The organism is Donghicola sp. XS_ASV15 (genome assembly GCF_041224595.1).
In the GTDB taxonomy this organism is placed as follows: domain Bacteria; phylum Pseudomonadota; class Alphaproteobacteria; order Rhodobacterales; family Rhodobacteraceae; genus Donghicola.
Genome location: NZ_JBGFGN010000157.1, coordinates 225,034 through 240,024, shown reverse-complemented (window position 1 = coordinate 240,024; position 14,991 = coordinate 225,034). Strand labels below are relative to the sequence as shown.

The following is a 14,991-nucleotide window of genomic DNA, read 5'->3' as shown; positions in this document are numbered from 1 at the left end:
CTGTGCAATGCTTAACATTTTGTAAAGACGCGTAAAAACGGGAATTTCACGAAAATGTAATTCTCCGCTTGAGGCTCTTGGCCCCGCTACGGTTATCTCTGCCCCAAGATCCTACTAAAGGGATCGCGAACTTTAATTTCAAAGGTGGAGGAGACCCATGAAATTTTTGGCAACCGCAGCGACCGCAGTCGCACTGACCGTGACCGGCGCCGCAGGCGCAATGGCTGCTTGTGATGATGGCGAAGTCGTCATCAAACTGAGCCACGTCACCAACACCGACAAGCACCCCAAGGGTCTGGCGGCTTCGCTTCTGCAGGAACGCGTGAACGAAGAGATGAACGGCAAGGCGTGCATGGAAGTGTACCCGAACTCGACCCTCTACAACGATGACCAGGTTCTGGAAGCGATGCTGCAGGGCGACGTCCAGATGGCTGCGCCTTCGCTGTCGAAGTTCGAGCAGTTCACCAAGCAGTTCCGCATCTTTGACTTGCCTTTCATGTTCAAAAACATGGCAGCCGTTGACGAGTTCCAGAACTCGGAAACCGGTCAGGCGATGAAAGAGTCGATGGTCCGCCGTGGCCTGCTGGGCCTGGGCTTCTGGCACAACGGCCTGAAGCAGATGTCGGCCAACAAGCCGCTGGAACTGCCCACCGATGCAGCTGGCCTGAAGTTCCGCGTTCAGCCGTCGGAAGTGATCAAGGCACAGATGGAAGCGATCGGCGTGTCGCCCCAGCCCATGGCCTTCTCCGAAGTGTACGGCGCGCTGCAGACCGGCGTTGTTGATGGTCAGGAAAACACCTGGTCGAACATCTACGGCCAGAAGTTCTTTGAAGTTCAGGACGGCGTGACCGAGACCAACCACGGTCTGCTGGACTACATGCTGGTGACCTCGGTTGATTTCTGGGACAGCCTGGATGACGACGTGCGCGAGCAGCTGTCGACCATCGTCGACGAAGTGACCTCGACCCGTAACGCAGCGATCGCAGAAGTTGACGCAGAAGCGCGTCAGGCTGTTCTGGATGCTGGCGGTGTGATCCGCGAACTGAGCCCCGAAGCCCGTCAGGCTTGGGTCGACGCGATGCTGCCCGTTTGGGACCAGTTCCGTGAAGATGTTGGCCAAGAGAACATCGACGCGGCTCAGGCGATCAACGACAAGCACTAATCATTCACCACTCGCGTGAATTTGCCCCGGCCTTCTTCATGGGGGCCGGGGTTCTCTTAACCTCTCACCTGTCCTCAGGAGCGTCCCATGTCCACCAAATACGAGCCGAAATCGGCGGTGGGGCGGTTCATCAACTCTCTAGAAGAAACGATTATCGCGATTCTTCTGGGCCTGATGACCCTCGTCACCTTTATCAACGTTGTGCTGCGTTATGGCTTTAACGACAGCCTTACCTGGGGCCTAGAGGCCACGACTTTTCTATTTGCCTGGCTGGTCCTGTTCGGCATCAGCTATTCGGTCAAAGTGACCGCCCATTTGGGCGTCGACGCTCTGACCAATTTGTTTTCCGCCAATGTGCGCCGTGTTCTGGCAATCATCGCCGCCGCGATCTGTGTCGGTTACGCGTTCCTGCTGACCAAGGGCGCGTGGGACTACTGGGCAAACTTTGCCAACCTTCCTCAGACCGAGGGACGCTGGTTCCCCACTGGTTTCGAAGAGATGAAACGCACCTCTTACCGCGCATGGTACGAAGTGCTCGAGGTTCCGATGCCCGAATTCCTGCGTTGGATCGAACCTCTGATGAACGAAGGCGAGACTTATGAAAAGCTGCCGCGCTTCATCCCCTACGCCATTCTGCCCATCGGCATGGCTCTGCTGCTGTTCCGCTTTATCGAAGCCTTCATCGCTGTGATGCGCGGCGACACCGACAGCCTGATCGTGAGCCACGAAGCCGAAGACGCCGTCGATGACGTGCGCCACATGAACTACGAGGAATAATTCGATGGAAGTCGCAATTCTCTTTGCCATGGTCGTTGGCCTGATGCTGATCGGTGTGCCGATCGCTGTCAGCCTTGGCTTCTCGTCCGTCCTGTTCCTCTTGGTCCTGTCGGAAACCTCGCTGTCGTCAATCGCGCAGAGCTTTTTCCAAGCGATGGCCGGTCACTACACCCTGCTGGCGATCCCGTTCTTCATTCTTGCGTCGTCGTTTATGTCGACAGGCGGTGTGGCGCGGCGGATCATCCGCTTCTCGATTGCGCTGGTGGGGCATTTCCCCGGCGGTCTGGCGATTGCGGGCGTTTTCGCGTGTATGCTTTTCGCGGCGCTGTCCGGTTCGTCCCCTGCGACCGTTGTGGCGATCGGCTCCATCGTGATCGCGGGCATGCGCCAGGTCGGTTACACCAAAGACTTTGCCGCAGGCGTCATTGCCAACGCGGGTACTCTGGGCATCCTGATCCCGCCATCCATCGTTATGGTTGTCTACGCTTCGGCGACTGACGTGTCCGTGGGCCGTATGTTCCTGGCTGGCGTCATCCCGGGTTTGCTTGCAGGCACCATGCTGATGACCACCATCTACATCATCGCCAAAGTGCGCAACTTGCCCAAAGGCGAGTGGAAGGGCTGGGGCGAAGCGATGGAAGCGGGCCGCGAAGCAGGCTGGGGTCTGTTCCTGATCGTCATCATCCTTGGCGGTATCTATGGCGGTATCTTTACCCCGACCGAAGCTGCTGCAGTCGCTGCTGTCTACTCTTTCTTGATCGCAACTTTTGTCTACCGCGATATGGGCCCGCTGGCCACGCCGGACGGAGAGCGTAACCTGTCATTGATCGAAAAGCCCAAGGCTCTGGTCACCGCGTTCTTCCACAAGGACACCAAAGACACCCTGTTCGAAGCGGGCAAGCTGACCGTCACCCTGATGTTCATCATCGCCAACGCGCTTATCCTGAAGCACGTGCTGACCGACGAGCAGATTCCCCAGCAGATCGCTTCGGCAATGCTAGATGCAGGTTTCGGCCCCGTCATGTTCCTTGTGATCGTCAACATCATCCTGCTGATCGGTGGCCAGTTCATGGAACCCTCGGGTCTGTTGGTCATCGTCGCACCGTTGGTGTTCCCCATTGCGATCGAACTGGGCATCGACCCGATCCATCTGGGCATCATCATGGTTGTCAACATGGAGATCGGCATGATCACCCCGCCAGTTGGTCTGAACCTCTTCGTGACCTCGGGTGTGGCGGGTATGCCGATGATGTCGGTCGTCCGCGCAGCGCTGCCCTTCTTGGCCGTCCTGTTCGTGTTCCTGATCATGGTCACCTACATCCCGTGGCTGTCGACCTACCTGCCGACGACCTTCATGGGGCCGGAAATCATCACAAAATAATAAGAAATAGGGCGCCCCTCCCGGGCCCTTCCTCCCCTCAAACTTCAAAGGCGCCGCTCCTGCTGGAACGGCGCCTTTTCTTTGAAGTCTGGATTTTGAGTATTTTCGGCAAAAAGAAACCCGCTTCTTTTTGCTTTAAATACTCACTGCGATTAGGCCGCCACGAGCGCGTCGATGATGGCAGAGAAGTCCGCTGCCTTCAGGCTTGCGCCGCCAACCAATGCACCGTCGACGTTCGAGGTCGCAAAGATCTCTGCCGCGTTCGCAGGCTTGACCGATCCACCATAGAGCAGGCGAATGCCGTTGCCGGTTTCCTCGCCAAAGCGGTTTACCAGTTCTGCGCGGATAAAGTCGTGGACTTCGGCGATTTGCTCGAGGGTGGGGGTCAGGCCGGTGCCGATAGCCCACACGGGCTCGTAGGCAATCACGGTTGTGTCGGCGTTGGCCGTGTCGGGCAGGCTCTCGGCGATCTGGGTGCCGATGTGGTCGAGTGTTTTGCCGTCTTCGCGGGTATTCAGGTGCTCGCCGCAGCAGACAACGGCGATTAGGCCGGCATCATACGCGGCAGTGGCTTTGGCCGCGATCATTTCAGAGGTTTCGCCGTGGTCGTCACGGCGTTCGGAATGGCCGATGATCACGTAGCTAGCGCCCGCATCGCGCAGCATTTCGGCAGAGATGTCGCCTGTATGTGCGCCGTTGACCTTGGCGTGGCAGTCTTGGCCGCCAATCGCAACAGCGCTGCCTGCGGCGGCTTCGCTGGCGCGGTCGATCAGGGTTGCAGGAGAGCAGATCAGGATGTCGACAGCGGCTTCTGGATAGCCTTGTGTCAGTTCGTTCAGTTCTGACAGGGCGTCCGCCGTGCCATTCATCTTCCAATTGCCCGCGGCGAGTTTTTGACGCATTTGATGCCCCCCAAAGTTGCTTTTGACGCACCTTTTACGAGAGGGGGGCAATGGTCAAGCGGGCAGGGTGCCTCAGTTGCCTTGTTCGGCCTTCAGCTCGTCTAGGTCCTTGAACTTGATGGACTCGCCACAGCCGCAGGCGTCGACGACATTCGGGTTCTTGAACTTGAAGCCAGATTCAAGAAGCGAGGTTTCGTAGTCGATCTGGGTGCCGAACAGGAACATCTGAGCCATGGGCGCAATCATGACGCGTGCGCCATCTTGCTCAACGACCTCGTCGTTGGGGTCGATGGCATCGACATATTCCATGGTATATTCCATGCCCGCACATCCGCCCTTTTTGACGCCAATACGCAGGCCTTCGGACCCGTCACGCTCCATGAGCTTGCGGATTTGCACGGCGGCCGCCGAAGAGATTGAAACGGCCTGTTTGCCGGGAATGCTGAACATCTTGCTGTCCTTTCTACGCTGTCGCGCTGACAGGATTACATGAAGCCCAGTTCAAGCCGGGCTTCGTCGCTCATCATGTCCATGCCCCAGGGCGGGTCGAACACCATTTCGATGTCCACATCCTTGACGCCGGGGATGGGGCTGACCGCATCCGCGATCCAGCCGGGCATTTCGCCAGCCACCGGGCAACCCGGCGCGGTCAGGGTCATCGTGATCCGAACCTCGTTCTCGGGCGAGATCAGGATAGTGTAGATCAGACCCAAATCATAGATGTTCACCGGAATTTCCGGGTCAAAGACCGTGCGGCAACCCTCTACGACCGAGTCGTAAAGCTCGTGGTCGGTGGTCGAGGGCTTGATCAGAGGTGCCCCTTCGAGGTGTTCGTTTGCCTCAGTCATTGCTGGTCCTGTCCTATTTCCTGACTGTTCATATAGGAAATGAGTTGGCTTAGGTCCAGAGGTCACGCCTCGATTGAACTATCTGTCTTGCGGCGGCGCACGGGATTGGGGCGAACTTTCATCTCGATCGCATCAAAAAGCAGCCCTGCGATATCTTTGCCGCTGGCTTTCTCGATACCTTCGAGACCCGGAGAGCTGTTCACCTCCAGCACTTTGGGGCCATCGGACGAGCGCAACAGGTCAACGCCCGCAAGGCCAAGACCGAATGCACGTGTGGCGCGGATTGCCGTTTCGCGCTCTTCTTTGGTGATGCGTACCGCTTTGGCGGTGCCGCCACGGTGCAAGTTCGACCGGAAGTCCCCTTCGGCACCGGTGCGTTTCATCGACGCGACAACTTTGCCGTCGATCACGAGGCAGCGGATGTCTTCGCCGGCGGCCTCTTTCACGAACTGTTGTACGAGGAAGTTGGCCTTCAGGCCGCGGAAAGCGTCGATGACCGACTCAGCGGCTTTCTTGGTTTCCGCTAGAACGACACCTTTGCCTTGGGTCGATTCGAGTAGTTTGACGATCAGGGGTGCCGAGCCGACCAGACCCATCAGGTTGCCCGTATCTTTGGGCGAACTGGCAAAGGCAGTGATAGGCATGCCGATCTTGTGCTTGGCCATCAGTTGGTGGGCGTAAAGTTTGTCACGGCTGGCGGTGATCCCTTGGGAGCCGTTCACGCAGTAGGTGCCGATGGTTTCGAACTGCCGCGTGATTGCTGTGCCGTAACTGGTGATTGACGCACCGATGCGCGGGATCACCGCGTCGTAGCGGGGCAGGCGCTTGCCGTCATAGTGCACTTCGGGGGCCAGCGCGTTGATGGCCATGTAGCAGCGGGCGGTGTCGATCACCTCGACCGAGTGGCCACGGGATTCGCCCTCTTCGACCAAGCGGCGGGTGGAATAGTTGTCTTCGCGGCTCAGAACAGCAACGCGCAGAGCACGGCGGGGCGCAGCCTGCGCGATCTTGGTGCTGTGGTAGACATCATAGCTGAGCTTGGGCTGGCAGAAGCGGTCGTTCGGGCTGACGGTCACGTGTTCGATCAGCGCCTGACGGCCCAGAAGCATTCGAGTGTTCATGGTGCGGCGGTCGGTCAGTGTCAGCTCGATGGGCCAATACTGGCCTCCGATCGACAGGGCAGACTCGATCACATAGCGCATCTCGGTCTCGCCGTTGGACGAGGTGACGTCGCGGCGATCCACGATCTCGGCCGAGCATGGAATGATCAGATCTTCGCGTCCGGGGATCGGATGCACAGTGAAACGCACGCGCGGACGGGTTGCGCTGCCAAAGGATTCAATGTCAAAGGCATGCAAAGCGCTGGTTTTCGCCCCTGTATCCACTTTGGCGCGCATGGCGGGTAGCCCCAGATTAGGCAGACTGAGCCACTCCTCCCAACCGAGGGTCAAAGGCTCCGGTGCACCGGAAAGGGTGTCTGTCTGGTCAGTCATTTTGGCAAGGCTCCTGATACGCGAACCGTAAATGGGGTTTCAGCGCGTAATACTAATCGCGCGATAGAACGAGAGTGTGACCATGGCAACAGGTTTTGGCTTTGAACTCAAGGCGACAGACGGAAAAGCGCGCACAGGCGTGATTTCAACGCCGCGCGGGGACATCCGGACGCCGGCCTTTATGCCCGTGGGGACCGCCGCGACGGTGAAGGCGATGCTGCCCGAAAATGTTCGCGAAACCGGTGCCGATATTCTGCTGGGAAACACCTATCATCTGATGTTGCGTCCGACAGCTGAACGCATCGACCGGTTGGGCGGTTTGCACAAGTTCATGAACTGGGAGCGACCGATTCTAACGGACTCGGGCGGGTTTCAGGTCATGTCGCTGGCGGGACTTCGCAAGCTGACCGAAAAGGGCGTGACATTCAAAAGTCATGTGGACGGCTCCAAACACGAGATCACGCCGGAGCGCAGCATGGAAATCCAGAGGCTGCTGGGGTCGGATATTGTGATGTGTTTCGACGAATGCACGCCGTTTCCCGCGACGGAAAAGCAGGCTTTGGAGTCTATGCGCCTGTCCATGCGGTGGGCGCAGCGGTCGCGCGATGCGTTCGGGGATCGTCCGGGTCATGCATTGTTTGGAATCCAGCAGGGCAGTACCTTCCGCGATCAGCGCGAAGAAAGCGCCGAGGCGCTGCAGAAGATCGGCTTTGACGGCTACGCGGTCGGCGGTCTGGCCGTGGGTGAGGGGCAGGAGATGATGTTTGACGTGCTGGAGTATGCACCCGACATGCTGCCCGTCGACAAACCGCGCTACCTGATGGGCGTGGGCAAGCCCGACGACATTGTTGGCGCCGTGAAGCGTGGCATTGATATGATGGACTGTGTGCTGCCATCGCGGTCGGGGCGGACGGGGCAGGTCTTTACGCGCCGCGGTGTGCTGAACATCAAAAACGCCCGCCATCAGGACGATCCGCGCCCGCTGGACGAACACTGCACTTGCCCTGCGTGCCGCAACTACAGCCGCGCCTACCTTCACCACACCTTCCGCGCCAAAGAGATCATCCAGTCCATGCTGCTGACTTGGCACAACCTGCATTACTATCAGGACCTGATGCAGGGGATGCGCGACGCGATTGCCGCTGGAACCTTTGCCCAGTGGGAGGCTGATTTCCACGCAAAACGGGCCGAGGGAGATATCGAGCCGTTGTGATGTGCAGGCTTGCACAACTGCGTTTCGATCACGGGCACGGCAAGGGAACTTGCGGTGCCCGTTTGCGTTCTTAGCTGGAATGCCAAGGCCCACATGCGGGCCAAGCTAAGGAGTTTTTTATGACCGACGCACTTTTCACACCGCTGCCAGCAGGGAAAATCGAACTCGCGAACCGGGTTGTCATGGCCCCGCTCACCCGCAACCGTGCGGATGACGAGACGGGAGCAGTGAACGACCTTCATGTCGAGTATTATCGTCAGCGGGCCAGCGCAGGTCTCATCATCACCGAGGCAACCCAGATTTCTCCCGAAGGCAAAGGGTATATCCAGACACCTGGCATCCACACCGACGCACAGATTGCCGCGTGGAAAAAGGTGGCCGACGCGGTCCACGAAGAGGGTGGCAAGATTGTCATTCAGTTGTGGCACGTTGGCCGGATTTCCCATACCTCGATCCAGCCTGCAGATCAGGCACCCGTTGCGCCGTCGGCGATCTCGGCGGGGGTGAAGACGTTCACCAAAAACGGGTTTGAGGACACCTCTACCCCTCGTGCGCTGGAGACTGACGAAATCCGCCGTGTGATCGAGGATTTCGCCCACGCCACCCGCTGTGCCAAGGCAGCAGGCTTTGACGGAGTCGAGGTGCACGGTGCAAACGGGTATCTGTTGGACCAGTTCCTGAAGGATGGTGCGAACCAGCGGGATGACCGCTATGGCGGCAGCGTCGAGAACCGCACCCGCCTGCTGTTCGAAGTGCTGGACGCCGTGATTGCTGAATGGGATGCGGGACATGTTGGCCTGCGCCTGTCGCCCTTCTCAAACGCGAATGGCGTCAGCGACAGCGATCCGATGGCAACCTTTACCCCCGTGTTTGAACGTCTGAACGAGTACAAGCTGGCCTATCTGCACGTGGTCGAAGGTCAGACTGGCGGCGAACGTGACGGTCAGTTTGATGCGCTGCGGAGCCTTTTTAAAGGCACGTATATGGGCAATAATGGGTACGACTACGATCTGGCCGAGAAACGCCTGAGCGATGGTGTTGATCTGGTCGCCTTTGGCCGTCCGTTTATTTCGAACCCTGATTTGGTGGAACGTCTGCACCAAGGCGCGCCCCTGAACGAGGGTGATCAGGGCACCTTCTACGGCGGCGGCGAAAAGGGTTACACCGACTATCCCACGCTGACGGCAGCATAATTCGGCGCGCTTTGGCGCGGGCGCACATCGTGCTAAAATAAACCCAAGGCAAATCCCGCCGGTTGGTGCGGGTTTTGCACTCTTCTGGGCAGGTGCCGCTGCTGTGGCTCTGCCTGCGCCTGCAAAGCGTAAGTGGCCCTTGCGGCCCGCTGCTGACAGGGGCATTCTATGACAAACCGGTTGTAAAACGGGGCCAACGCCCCCACATCAAATGCCGGAAACGTGGAGATGGCCAGAGCTGCTGCAGATGTGGGGCCGGGCTATCTTGCCAAGAACAAGGATGCGTTATGCAAGAACCTCTCAATTCCTCTTACCCCGTCCTTCCGCTGCGCGATATCGTTGTGTTCCCACACATGATTGTGCCGCTGTTCGTCGGGCGTGAGAAATCAGTGCGTGCACTGGAAGAGGTCATGGCCGATGACAAGCAAATCCTGCTGTCCAGCCAGATCGACGCCAGCGTCGACGACCCCGATACCGACAGCATTTACCGTGTTGGTGTGCTGGCGAATGTGCTGCAGCTGCTGAAGCTGCCCGATGGCACTGTGAAAGTGCTGGTCGAGGGCGTCGCTCGCGTCAAAATCAAAGAATATCTAGACAACGAAGCGTTCTTCGAAGCCCGCGCCGAATACCTCGACGAGGAAATGGGCGACGAGGCAGCCGTGATCGCGCTGGAAAACTCTGTCGCGGACGAGTTTGAGCGCTATGCCAAGATCAAGAAGAACATCCCCGAAGAAGCCCTGTCGAACGTCGCGGAAACCGACGAACCGGGCAAGCTGGCCGACCTTGTTGCGGGTCATCTCGGGATCGAAGTGAACCAGAAGCAAGAACTGCTCGAGATGGTCGTCATCGCAGAGCGTCTTGAGCAAGTCTACGGCATGATGCAGGGCGAAATGTCCGTTCTGCAGGTCGAGAAGAAGATCAAGAGCCGCGTCAAAACCCAGATGGAGCGCACCCAGCGCGAATACTATCTGAACGAACAGATGAAGGCGATTCAGCGCGAGCTGGGGGATGGTGACGAGCAAAACGAAGTCGCCGAGCTAGAAGAAAAAGTCGCGAATACAAAGCTGTCGAAAGAGGCCAAAGAAAAGGCCGAAGCCGAGATCAAGAAGCTCAAGAACATGAGCCCGATGTCTGCCGAAGCGACCGTTGTTCGCAACTACCTAGACTGGATGCTTGCAATCCCGTGGGGCGTTCGCTCGCGCGTGAAAAAGGACTTGGGCCGCGCTCAGGAAATTCTGGATGCCGATCACCATGGTTTGGAAAAGGTCAAAGAGCGTATTGTTGAATACCTCGCTGTCCAAAGTCGTTCGAAGAAGCTGAAAGGTCCGATCATGTGCCTTGTCGGCCCTCCGGGCGTGGGTAAAACCTCGTTGGGGAAATCGGTGGCCAAGGCAACCGGTCGTGAGTTCATCCGCATCTCGCTTGGCGGTGTGCGTGACGAATCCGAAATCCGCGGTCACCGTCGGACATATATCGGCTCAATGCCCGGCAAGATCATTCAGGCGCTGAAAAAGGCGAAAACCACGAACCCGCTCATTCTGCTCGACGAGATCGATAAGATGGGGCAGGACTTCCGTGGCGACCCGGCGTCAGCGATGCTCGAAGTGCTGGATCCAGAACAGAACTCGACCTTTGTCGACCACTACCTTGAGGTCGAATATGACCTGAGCGACGTGATGTTCCTGACCACCTCGAACAGCTACAACATGCCTGGGCCTCTGCTGGACCGGATGGAGATCATTCCCCTGTCGGGCTACACCGAAGAGGAGAAGTCCGAAATCGCGCGCAAGCACCTGATCGACAAGCAGGTCAATTCGCATGGTCTGAAAAAGGGCGAGTTCGAAGTTACCGACGAAGCTCTGACCGACGTGATCCGCTACTACACCCGCGAAGCCGGTGTCCGTAATCTGGAGCGCGAGATGGCGAAACTAGCCCGTAAGGCTGTGACCCAGATCGTTCAGAAAAAGACGGACAAGGTTGTCGTGTCGCCGGATAATCTTGAGGACTTCCTCGGGGTTCAGCGTCACCGCTACGGTCTGGCCGAGAAGGAAGATCAAGTCGGTGTCGTCACAGGCTTGGCCTACACATCGGTTGGCGGCGATCTGTTGCAGATCGAAGCCCTGCGTTTGCCCGGTAAGGGCCGCATGAAAACAACCGGTAAGCTTGGCGATGTGATGAAGGAATCGATCGACGCTGCGTCTAGCTACGTGCGCTCGATCAGTCCTCAGATCGGGGTGAAGCCACCGAAGTTCGACACTTGGGATATCCACGTGCACGTGCCCGATGGCGCGACGCCCAAGGATGGTCCGTCGGCGGGTCTGGCCATGGTCACTGCCATTGTGTCGGTGCTGACCGGAATTCCGGTGCGCAAGGATATCGCGATGACTGGTGAGGTCACTCTGCGCGGCAACGCCACTGCGATTGGCGGTCTGAAAGAGAAGCTGCTCGCGGCGCTGCGCGGCGGGATCAAGACGGTCTTCATTCCCGAAGAGAACGTCAAAGATCTGGCCGACATTCCGGACAACGTGAAAGAGGGGCTGGAACTGATCCCCGTTAACCACGTGTCTCAGGTTCTGGAAAAGGCGCTGCTGCGTCAGCCCGAAGCTGTTGAATGGGACGAAGCTGCCGAAGAGGCTGCAGCGGCCAAACGTCAGCAGGAACAAGCGGCTGCTAGCCAGATCGCGCACTAATTAGCCGCGATCGGAAACAAAACAAAGCGCGCCCTCCGGGTGCGCTTTTCTTTTGGCCAAGTGGTGCTAGGCTTCAAACACACGGTTTGTAAGCTAGTGTTTGTTTATGGATAATTGCCCTATGGAAGAAATTGATATGACTGTTGTCACAACCAAAGAAGCTGCTGCGGCAGTCCCGCCGTTGAAGAAGAAAGAACTGATCGAAGCGGTGGTTGCCAAGCTGGACATGAAAAAGCCGGAAGCGAAAGCAGCGATCGAAGCTGTTCTTGAGGTTCTTGGCGATACGTTGGCGAGTGGTCAGAGCGTGAATGTACCTCCGCTCGGGAAATTGATGGTTAAGAACATGAAGGCTGGTGCAAACGCGAATGTGGTGAATGTGCGCCTGCGGCAGAGTACAGCCAGCAAAGCGGACAAACCGCTTGCGGCTACTGACGAACAAAGCTAAGTGCACGCCTTAACGGGTGATTAGCTCAGTGGTAGAGCGCTTCGTTCACATCGAAGATGTCAGGAGTTCAAATCTCTTATCACCCACCAGAACTCTTGGGCGCTCCCTTCATAGGGCGCGCCCTTTGTGTATGATGGATCCGCCAATGCCTCTGCCAGACCTCTATATCCTGCGCCATGGCGAGACGGTCGCGAACACAGAGGGGCGTATGCAAGGCGCATCAGATTCGCCGTTAACGTCCAAGGGCAAAGCGCAGGCCAGAACAATGGCTGAGCTTTTGCACCAAGAAGGTCTGTCAGCGGAGCAGATTGATCTGTTCAGTAGCCCGCAGGGAAGAGCGATGCAGACCGCAGCTCCGATCGGGCAGAGGTTGGGGTGCGAAGTTCAGCCTGACCCAAGGATCGCGGAAATAGGCATGGGCCAGTGGGCGGGGCTCTTGCTATCAGAAATCGCCGAACGTTGGCCCGCACAGACCCCGAATGAGACTGCATTGGACTTCTACGCCCGTGTGCCAGAGGGTGAGAGCTTTGAGAGCCTGTGGGCGCGTACGGGCGATTTTCTAAGGGGCCTTCGGCGTCCTGCAGTGATCGTAACCCATGGCTTCACCTCACGGTTTCTACGCACCCAGGTGATGGGGCATAGCATTGATGAACTGGCCCGCGCGCCTGATGGTCAGGGTGTGATCTTTGCGTTTCGAGCAGGGCGTCAAACTATTCTCAAATAGATGAACTTTTTTCGAAAACGGCTCTTGCCTTCCCCAAATCATAAGATTAAACACCGCGCTACCGGGTGATTAGCTCAGTTGGTAGAGCGCTTCGTTTACACCGAAGATGTCGGGAGTTCGAGTCTCTCATCACCCACCACTTTCCCTTATTTCTGATGTTTATAGCTTGCCAAGCCAAGCCGAGACATCTGGGTGTCGCCCGCGAGAGACAGGGATTTTTTGGCCGTCTTGTAGAGCAAGAAAGCGTTTGCCGCCCTCTGTCACCAGTTCTTTGGCCGCGCTGGCAGAAACCCACCACGACCGGTGGGTTTGGATGCCATCGGCTTCGCTGACTTGTTCCAGAAAATCCGTGATTCTCGCGCGTACAACACGGGGTTCGCCCGATCTGCCATGGATCTCGACGTAATGCTCCAGAGCGCGGACCAGCCAAATCTCGTTCAGTGGGATGGCTTGCTCTCCGGCAAACGTCACAGAGTTATCGTGCGTCTCGTACGTTGTTTCGGTCTGTAGGGGGACGGCAGTCCTGTCATAGGCGTCTCCGGCTTTGCGTGCCGCGATATCTTGAAAGGACTTCGGAAGTCCGTAGCGTAGATAGAGCGCTTCGAATCCGATCTGCGTCAGCAGTAGGTAGATGTGGCTGGGGAAGAGCTCTTGTTCCCACAGGCCTTGTGACAGGAGGCTGCCGGTCACCTTGTGAAACACGGTCGAGAGTAGAAATGCGACTAGACCGACCGCTGAGATTGGTAGTGTGATGCTGCGCGACACTGCACTCATAGACCAGAGAAAGATCAGCCCCACATAGGTGAAGAGCGCGATGGCCAGACCTGCCGCCCACAGTAGTAGCGCTGCCGGGGCAGAAATATAGTCGTGGTAGTCCACAGGGTCGCTGATCCACAGCACAAGCAGCAGTACGCCAAAAAACAGCAAGCTCGTCATCGAAAAGATTGCGGGAAGTGCTGTCTTGAGTTGAACGCGGTATCGCCTCCCGAAGGCATCGAGAAGCTGGAAGGGGCGGTTCAAGGCGGTGGTCAAAATACTCATGTTGGACCCGAGGACTCGTTACTTTGATGAGTGTCGAGCCATTTTTGGACCACGTCAATTCTACCTCTGGCGACTGGTATTTTGTGCCCAAAACCTGTAACGAGCCAACGTTTCCGCCCCTCTGTGATCAATGAGGGCTGTGCGCCAATGGAAACCCACCATGACCGATGGGGCTGAACGCCTGCTGTGTCGGGCAGTGTATCCAACACATCAGAAATGCGTGCTCGGATCGTTTCTGATTCAGCATTCAGAAAATCGACCCTCAGGTAGTGCTGGTTTGAAGAGATCGCAGTAACTTCGGAGAGGGGCCATTTGCTTTCACCGATCTGGAGATACATCCCCTGCGTTTCCTCCGGCGATTGCGCTCGGATGGCTGCAAGGACGTCGGGTAGAACATAGCGAACAAACAGAAACTCGAAGAGCTGTGCCACCACGACAAAGGCCACGATATCGGGCCATACTTTGGGCGTGTATTCACCAAGACTCAGCGTGCCAATCATAGATTCGACAAAGACTGTCGTGAGTGTAAATGCAAAGGTGCTCGGGATCGGAAGATAGATCTTGGGCGGCTTTCGGGTCGGGATCATCGCGATTCCGAGAAGCGTCATGAAATACACCAGGGCGAAGATGAAATCTGCGCATGCCCACACAAAAATGGCTTCAAGAACCGAGATGTGTTCAAGAAAATCGTGTGGATCCAGTGCGATGAGTGTAAGCCCTGATAAACAAAGAAAAACCACTGCTTCGCGACGCGCGAAAATCTGCGGAATTTCACGAAGCGTGAGGTGAATTTCGTGCCATAAGGCGTCAAAAGTGTGCATTTCACGACACAAGGCTTGTTCGAATGGGCTCATAAGTCTTGAGTTTTTTGAAGATCACCGATGACTGTAATACTGCAGAGTGGGTGAACGGTTTTTTAACTCGTGTGTGTTTAACGAGTGACGCGGCAGGCCGCAGGCATAGTGAGCGGCTTAACGGTTTTTTTTTACCCTTCGGTCTGTCGCACCTAAATCTCCTTCCTGAACTTTGATTGTCACCTCATCTGTAAGGTGATCGCGGTTATCCTCCCTGAAGATAGTCGAGCCGCTGTGCAGGTCAAAACAGGAATTGTTCACAAAGCCG

The 14,991-nt window shown here is 57.1% G+C and carries 14 protein-coding genes and 2 tRNA genes; 10 read left to right on the top strand and 6 right to left on the bottom strand.

What is annotated here, in order from left to right; translation table 11 throughout:
- Positions 1-157: 157 nt before the first annotated feature.
- The 3 genes from AB9K37_RS15585 to AB9K37_RS15575 all read left to right on the top strand — a co-directional run bounded on the left by AB9K37_RS15585 (position 158) and on the right by AB9K37_RS15575 (position 3,320).
- Positions 158-1,162: a DctP family TRAP transporter solute-binding subunit gene (locus AB9K37_RS15585; protein WP_369840539.1), complete on the top strand. Its 1,005-nt coding sequence runs from the start codon at positions 158-160 to the stop codon at positions 1,160-1,162.
- An 87-nt stretch (positions 1,163-1,249) separates the two neighbouring features.
- The gene (locus tag AB9K37_RS15580; protein WP_369840537.1) at positions 1,250-1,939 is read left to right on the top strand and encodes a TRAP transporter small permease; all 690 of its coding nucleotides are present in this window, start codon (positions 1,250-1,252) and stop codon (positions 1,937-1,939) included.
- Positions 1,940-1,943: 4 nt separating this feature from the next.
- Positions 1,944-3,320, top strand: a complete 1,377-nt coding sequence (locus tag AB9K37_RS15575; protein WP_072707124.1) for a TRAP transporter large permease — start codon at positions 1,944-1,946, stop codon at positions 3,318-3,320.
- 152 nt (positions 3,321-3,472) lie between these two features.
- Here the strand turns inward: AB9K37_RS15575 and tpiA are convergent, their stop codons facing one another.
- The 4 genes from tpiA to rimK all read right to left on the bottom strand — a co-directional run bounded on the left by tpiA (position 3,473) and on the right by rimK (position 6,563).
- Complete coding sequence (gene tpiA, locus AB9K37_RS15570; RefSeq protein ID WP_369840535.1) at positions 3,473-4,222, bottom strand: triose-phosphate isomerase; 750 nt, start codon at positions 4,220-4,222, stop codon at positions 3,473-3,475.
- A 72-nt stretch (positions 4,223-4,294) separates the two neighbouring features.
- Positions 4,295-4,672 carry a HesB/IscA family protein gene (locus tag AB9K37_RS15565; RefSeq protein WP_369840533.1) on the bottom strand — a complete coding sequence of 126 codons (378 nt, stop codon included), beginning with the start codon at positions 4,670-4,672 and terminating at the stop codon, positions 4,295-4,297.
- Between the two features lie 35 nt (positions 4,673-4,707).
- Positions 4,708-5,070: an SUF system Fe-S cluster assembly protein gene (locus AB9K37_RS15560; RefSeq protein WP_369840531.1), complete on the bottom strand. Its 363-nt coding sequence runs from the start codon at positions 5,068-5,070 to the stop codon at positions 4,708-4,710.
- Positions 5,071-5,132: 62 nt separating this feature from the next.
- Positions 5,133-6,563, bottom strand: a complete 1,431-nt coding sequence (gene rimK, locus AB9K37_RS15555) for a 30S ribosomal protein S6--L-glutamate ligase (RefSeq protein WP_369840529.1) — start codon at positions 6,561-6,563, stop codon at positions 5,133-5,135.
- An 82-nt stretch (positions 6,564-6,645) separates the two neighbouring features.
- Here rimK and tgt point away from each other — a divergent pair, with 82 nt between their 5' ends.
- From tgt to AB9K37_RS15520, 7 genes are all read left to right on the top strand, one after another.
- Positions 6,646-7,776: a tRNA guanosine(34) transglycosylase Tgt gene (gene tgt, locus AB9K37_RS15550; protein WP_369840527.1), complete on the top strand. Its 1,131-nt coding sequence runs from the start codon at positions 6,646-6,648 to the stop codon at positions 7,774-7,776.
- 119 nt (positions 7,777-7,895) lie between these two features.
- Positions 7,896-8,969 carry an alkene reductase gene (locus AB9K37_RS15545; RefSeq protein ID WP_369840525.1) on the top strand — a complete coding sequence of 358 codons (1,074 nt, stop codon included), beginning with the start codon at positions 7,896-7,898 and terminating at the stop codon, positions 8,967-8,969.
- A gap of 287 nt (positions 8,970-9,256) precedes the next feature.
- Positions 9,257-11,659 carry an endopeptidase La gene (lon, locus tag AB9K37_RS15540; RefSeq protein WP_369840523.1) on the top strand — a complete coding sequence of 801 codons (2,403 nt, stop codon included), beginning with the start codon at positions 9,257-9,259 and terminating at the stop codon, positions 11,657-11,659.
- Between the two features lie 121 nt (positions 11,660-11,780).
- Complete coding sequence (locus AB9K37_RS15535; protein ID WP_369840521.1) at positions 11,781-12,104, top strand: HU family DNA-binding protein; 324 nt, start codon at positions 11,781-11,783, stop codon at positions 12,102-12,104.
- Positions 12,105-12,118: 14 nt separating this feature from the next.
- Positions 12,119-12,193: transfer RNA gene (locus AB9K37_RS15530), tRNA-Val, on the top strand.
- Positions 12,194-12,249: 56 nt separating this feature from the next.
- Positions 12,250-12,828: a histidine phosphatase family protein gene (locus AB9K37_RS15525; protein WP_369840519.1), complete on the top strand. Its 579-nt coding sequence runs from the start codon at positions 12,250-12,252 to the stop codon at positions 12,826-12,828.
- 63 nt (positions 12,829-12,891) lie between these two features.
- A tRNA-Val gene (locus AB9K37_RS15520) sits at positions 12,892-12,967 on the top strand.
- A 20-nt stretch (positions 12,968-12,987) separates the two neighbouring features.
- Here AB9K37_RS15520 and AB9K37_RS15515 read toward each other — a convergent pair.
- Entirely contained in the window at positions 12,988-13,869 is an 882-nt protein-coding gene (locus AB9K37_RS15515; RefSeq protein WP_369840517.1) for a LytTR family DNA-binding domain-containing protein, read from the bottom strand.
- The gene (locus AB9K37_RS15510; protein WP_369840515.1) at positions 13,866-14,723 is read right to left on the bottom strand and encodes a LytTR family DNA-binding domain-containing protein; all 858 of its coding nucleotides are present in this window, start codon (positions 14,721-14,723) and stop codon (positions 13,866-13,868) included. Before AB9K37_RS15510 ends, AB9K37_RS15515 begins: the two co-directional genes overlap by 4 nt.
- Positions 14,724-14,991: the final 268 nt, after the last annotated feature.

Bases quoted from the DNA above. Each gene is read 5' to 3' on its own strand.
- AB9K37_RS15585 (WP_369840539.1), top strand. From the start codon at position 158: ATGAAATTTTTGGCAACCGCAGCGACCGCAGTCGCACTGACCGTGACC.
- AB9K37_RS15580 (WP_369840537.1), top strand. From the start codon at position 1,250: ATGTCCACCAAATACGAGCCGAAATCGGCGGTGGGGCGGTTCATCAAC.
- AB9K37_RS15575 (WP_072707124.1), top strand. From the start codon at position 1,944: ATGGAAGTCGCAATTCTCTTTGCCATGGTCGTTGGCCTGATGCTGATC.
- tpiA (WP_369840535.1), bottom strand. From the start codon at position 4,222: ATGCGTCAAAAACTCGCCGCGGGCAATTGGAAGATGAATGGCACGGCG.
- AB9K37_RS15565 (WP_369840533.1), bottom strand. From the start codon at position 4,672: ATGTTCAGCATTCCCGGCAAACAGGCCGTTTCAATCTCTTCGGCGGCC.
- AB9K37_RS15560 (WP_369840531.1), bottom strand. From the start codon at position 5,070: ATGACTGAGGCAAACGAACACCTCGAAGGGGCACCTCTGATCAAGCCC.
- rimK (WP_369840529.1), bottom strand. From the start codon at position 6,563: ATGACTGACCAGACAGACACCCTTTCCGGTGCACCGGAGCCTTTGACC.
- tgt (WP_369840527.1), top strand. From the start codon at position 6,646: ATGGCAACAGGTTTTGGCTTTGAACTCAAGGCGACAGACGGAAAAGCG.
- AB9K37_RS15545 (WP_369840525.1), top strand. From the start codon at position 7,896: ATGACCGACGCACTTTTCACACCGCTGCCAGCAGGGAAAATCGAACTC.
- lon (WP_369840523.1), top strand. From the start codon at position 9,257: ATGCAAGAACCTCTCAATTCCTCTTACCCCGTCCTTCCGCTGCGCGAT.
- AB9K37_RS15535 (WP_369840521.1), top strand. From the start codon at position 11,781: ATGGAAGAAATTGATATGACTGTTGTCACAACCAAAGAAGCTGCTGCG.
- AB9K37_RS15525 (WP_369840519.1), top strand. From the start codon at position 12,250: ATGCCTCTGCCAGACCTCTATATCCTGCGCCATGGCGAGACGGTCGCG.
- AB9K37_RS15515 (WP_369840517.1), bottom strand. From the start codon at position 13,869: ATGAGTATTTTGACCACCGCCTTGAACCGCCCCTTCCAGCTTCTCGAT.
- AB9K37_RS15510 (WP_369840515.1), bottom strand. From the start codon at position 14,723: ATGAGCCCATTCGAACAAGCCTTGTGTCGTGAAATGCACACTTTTGAC.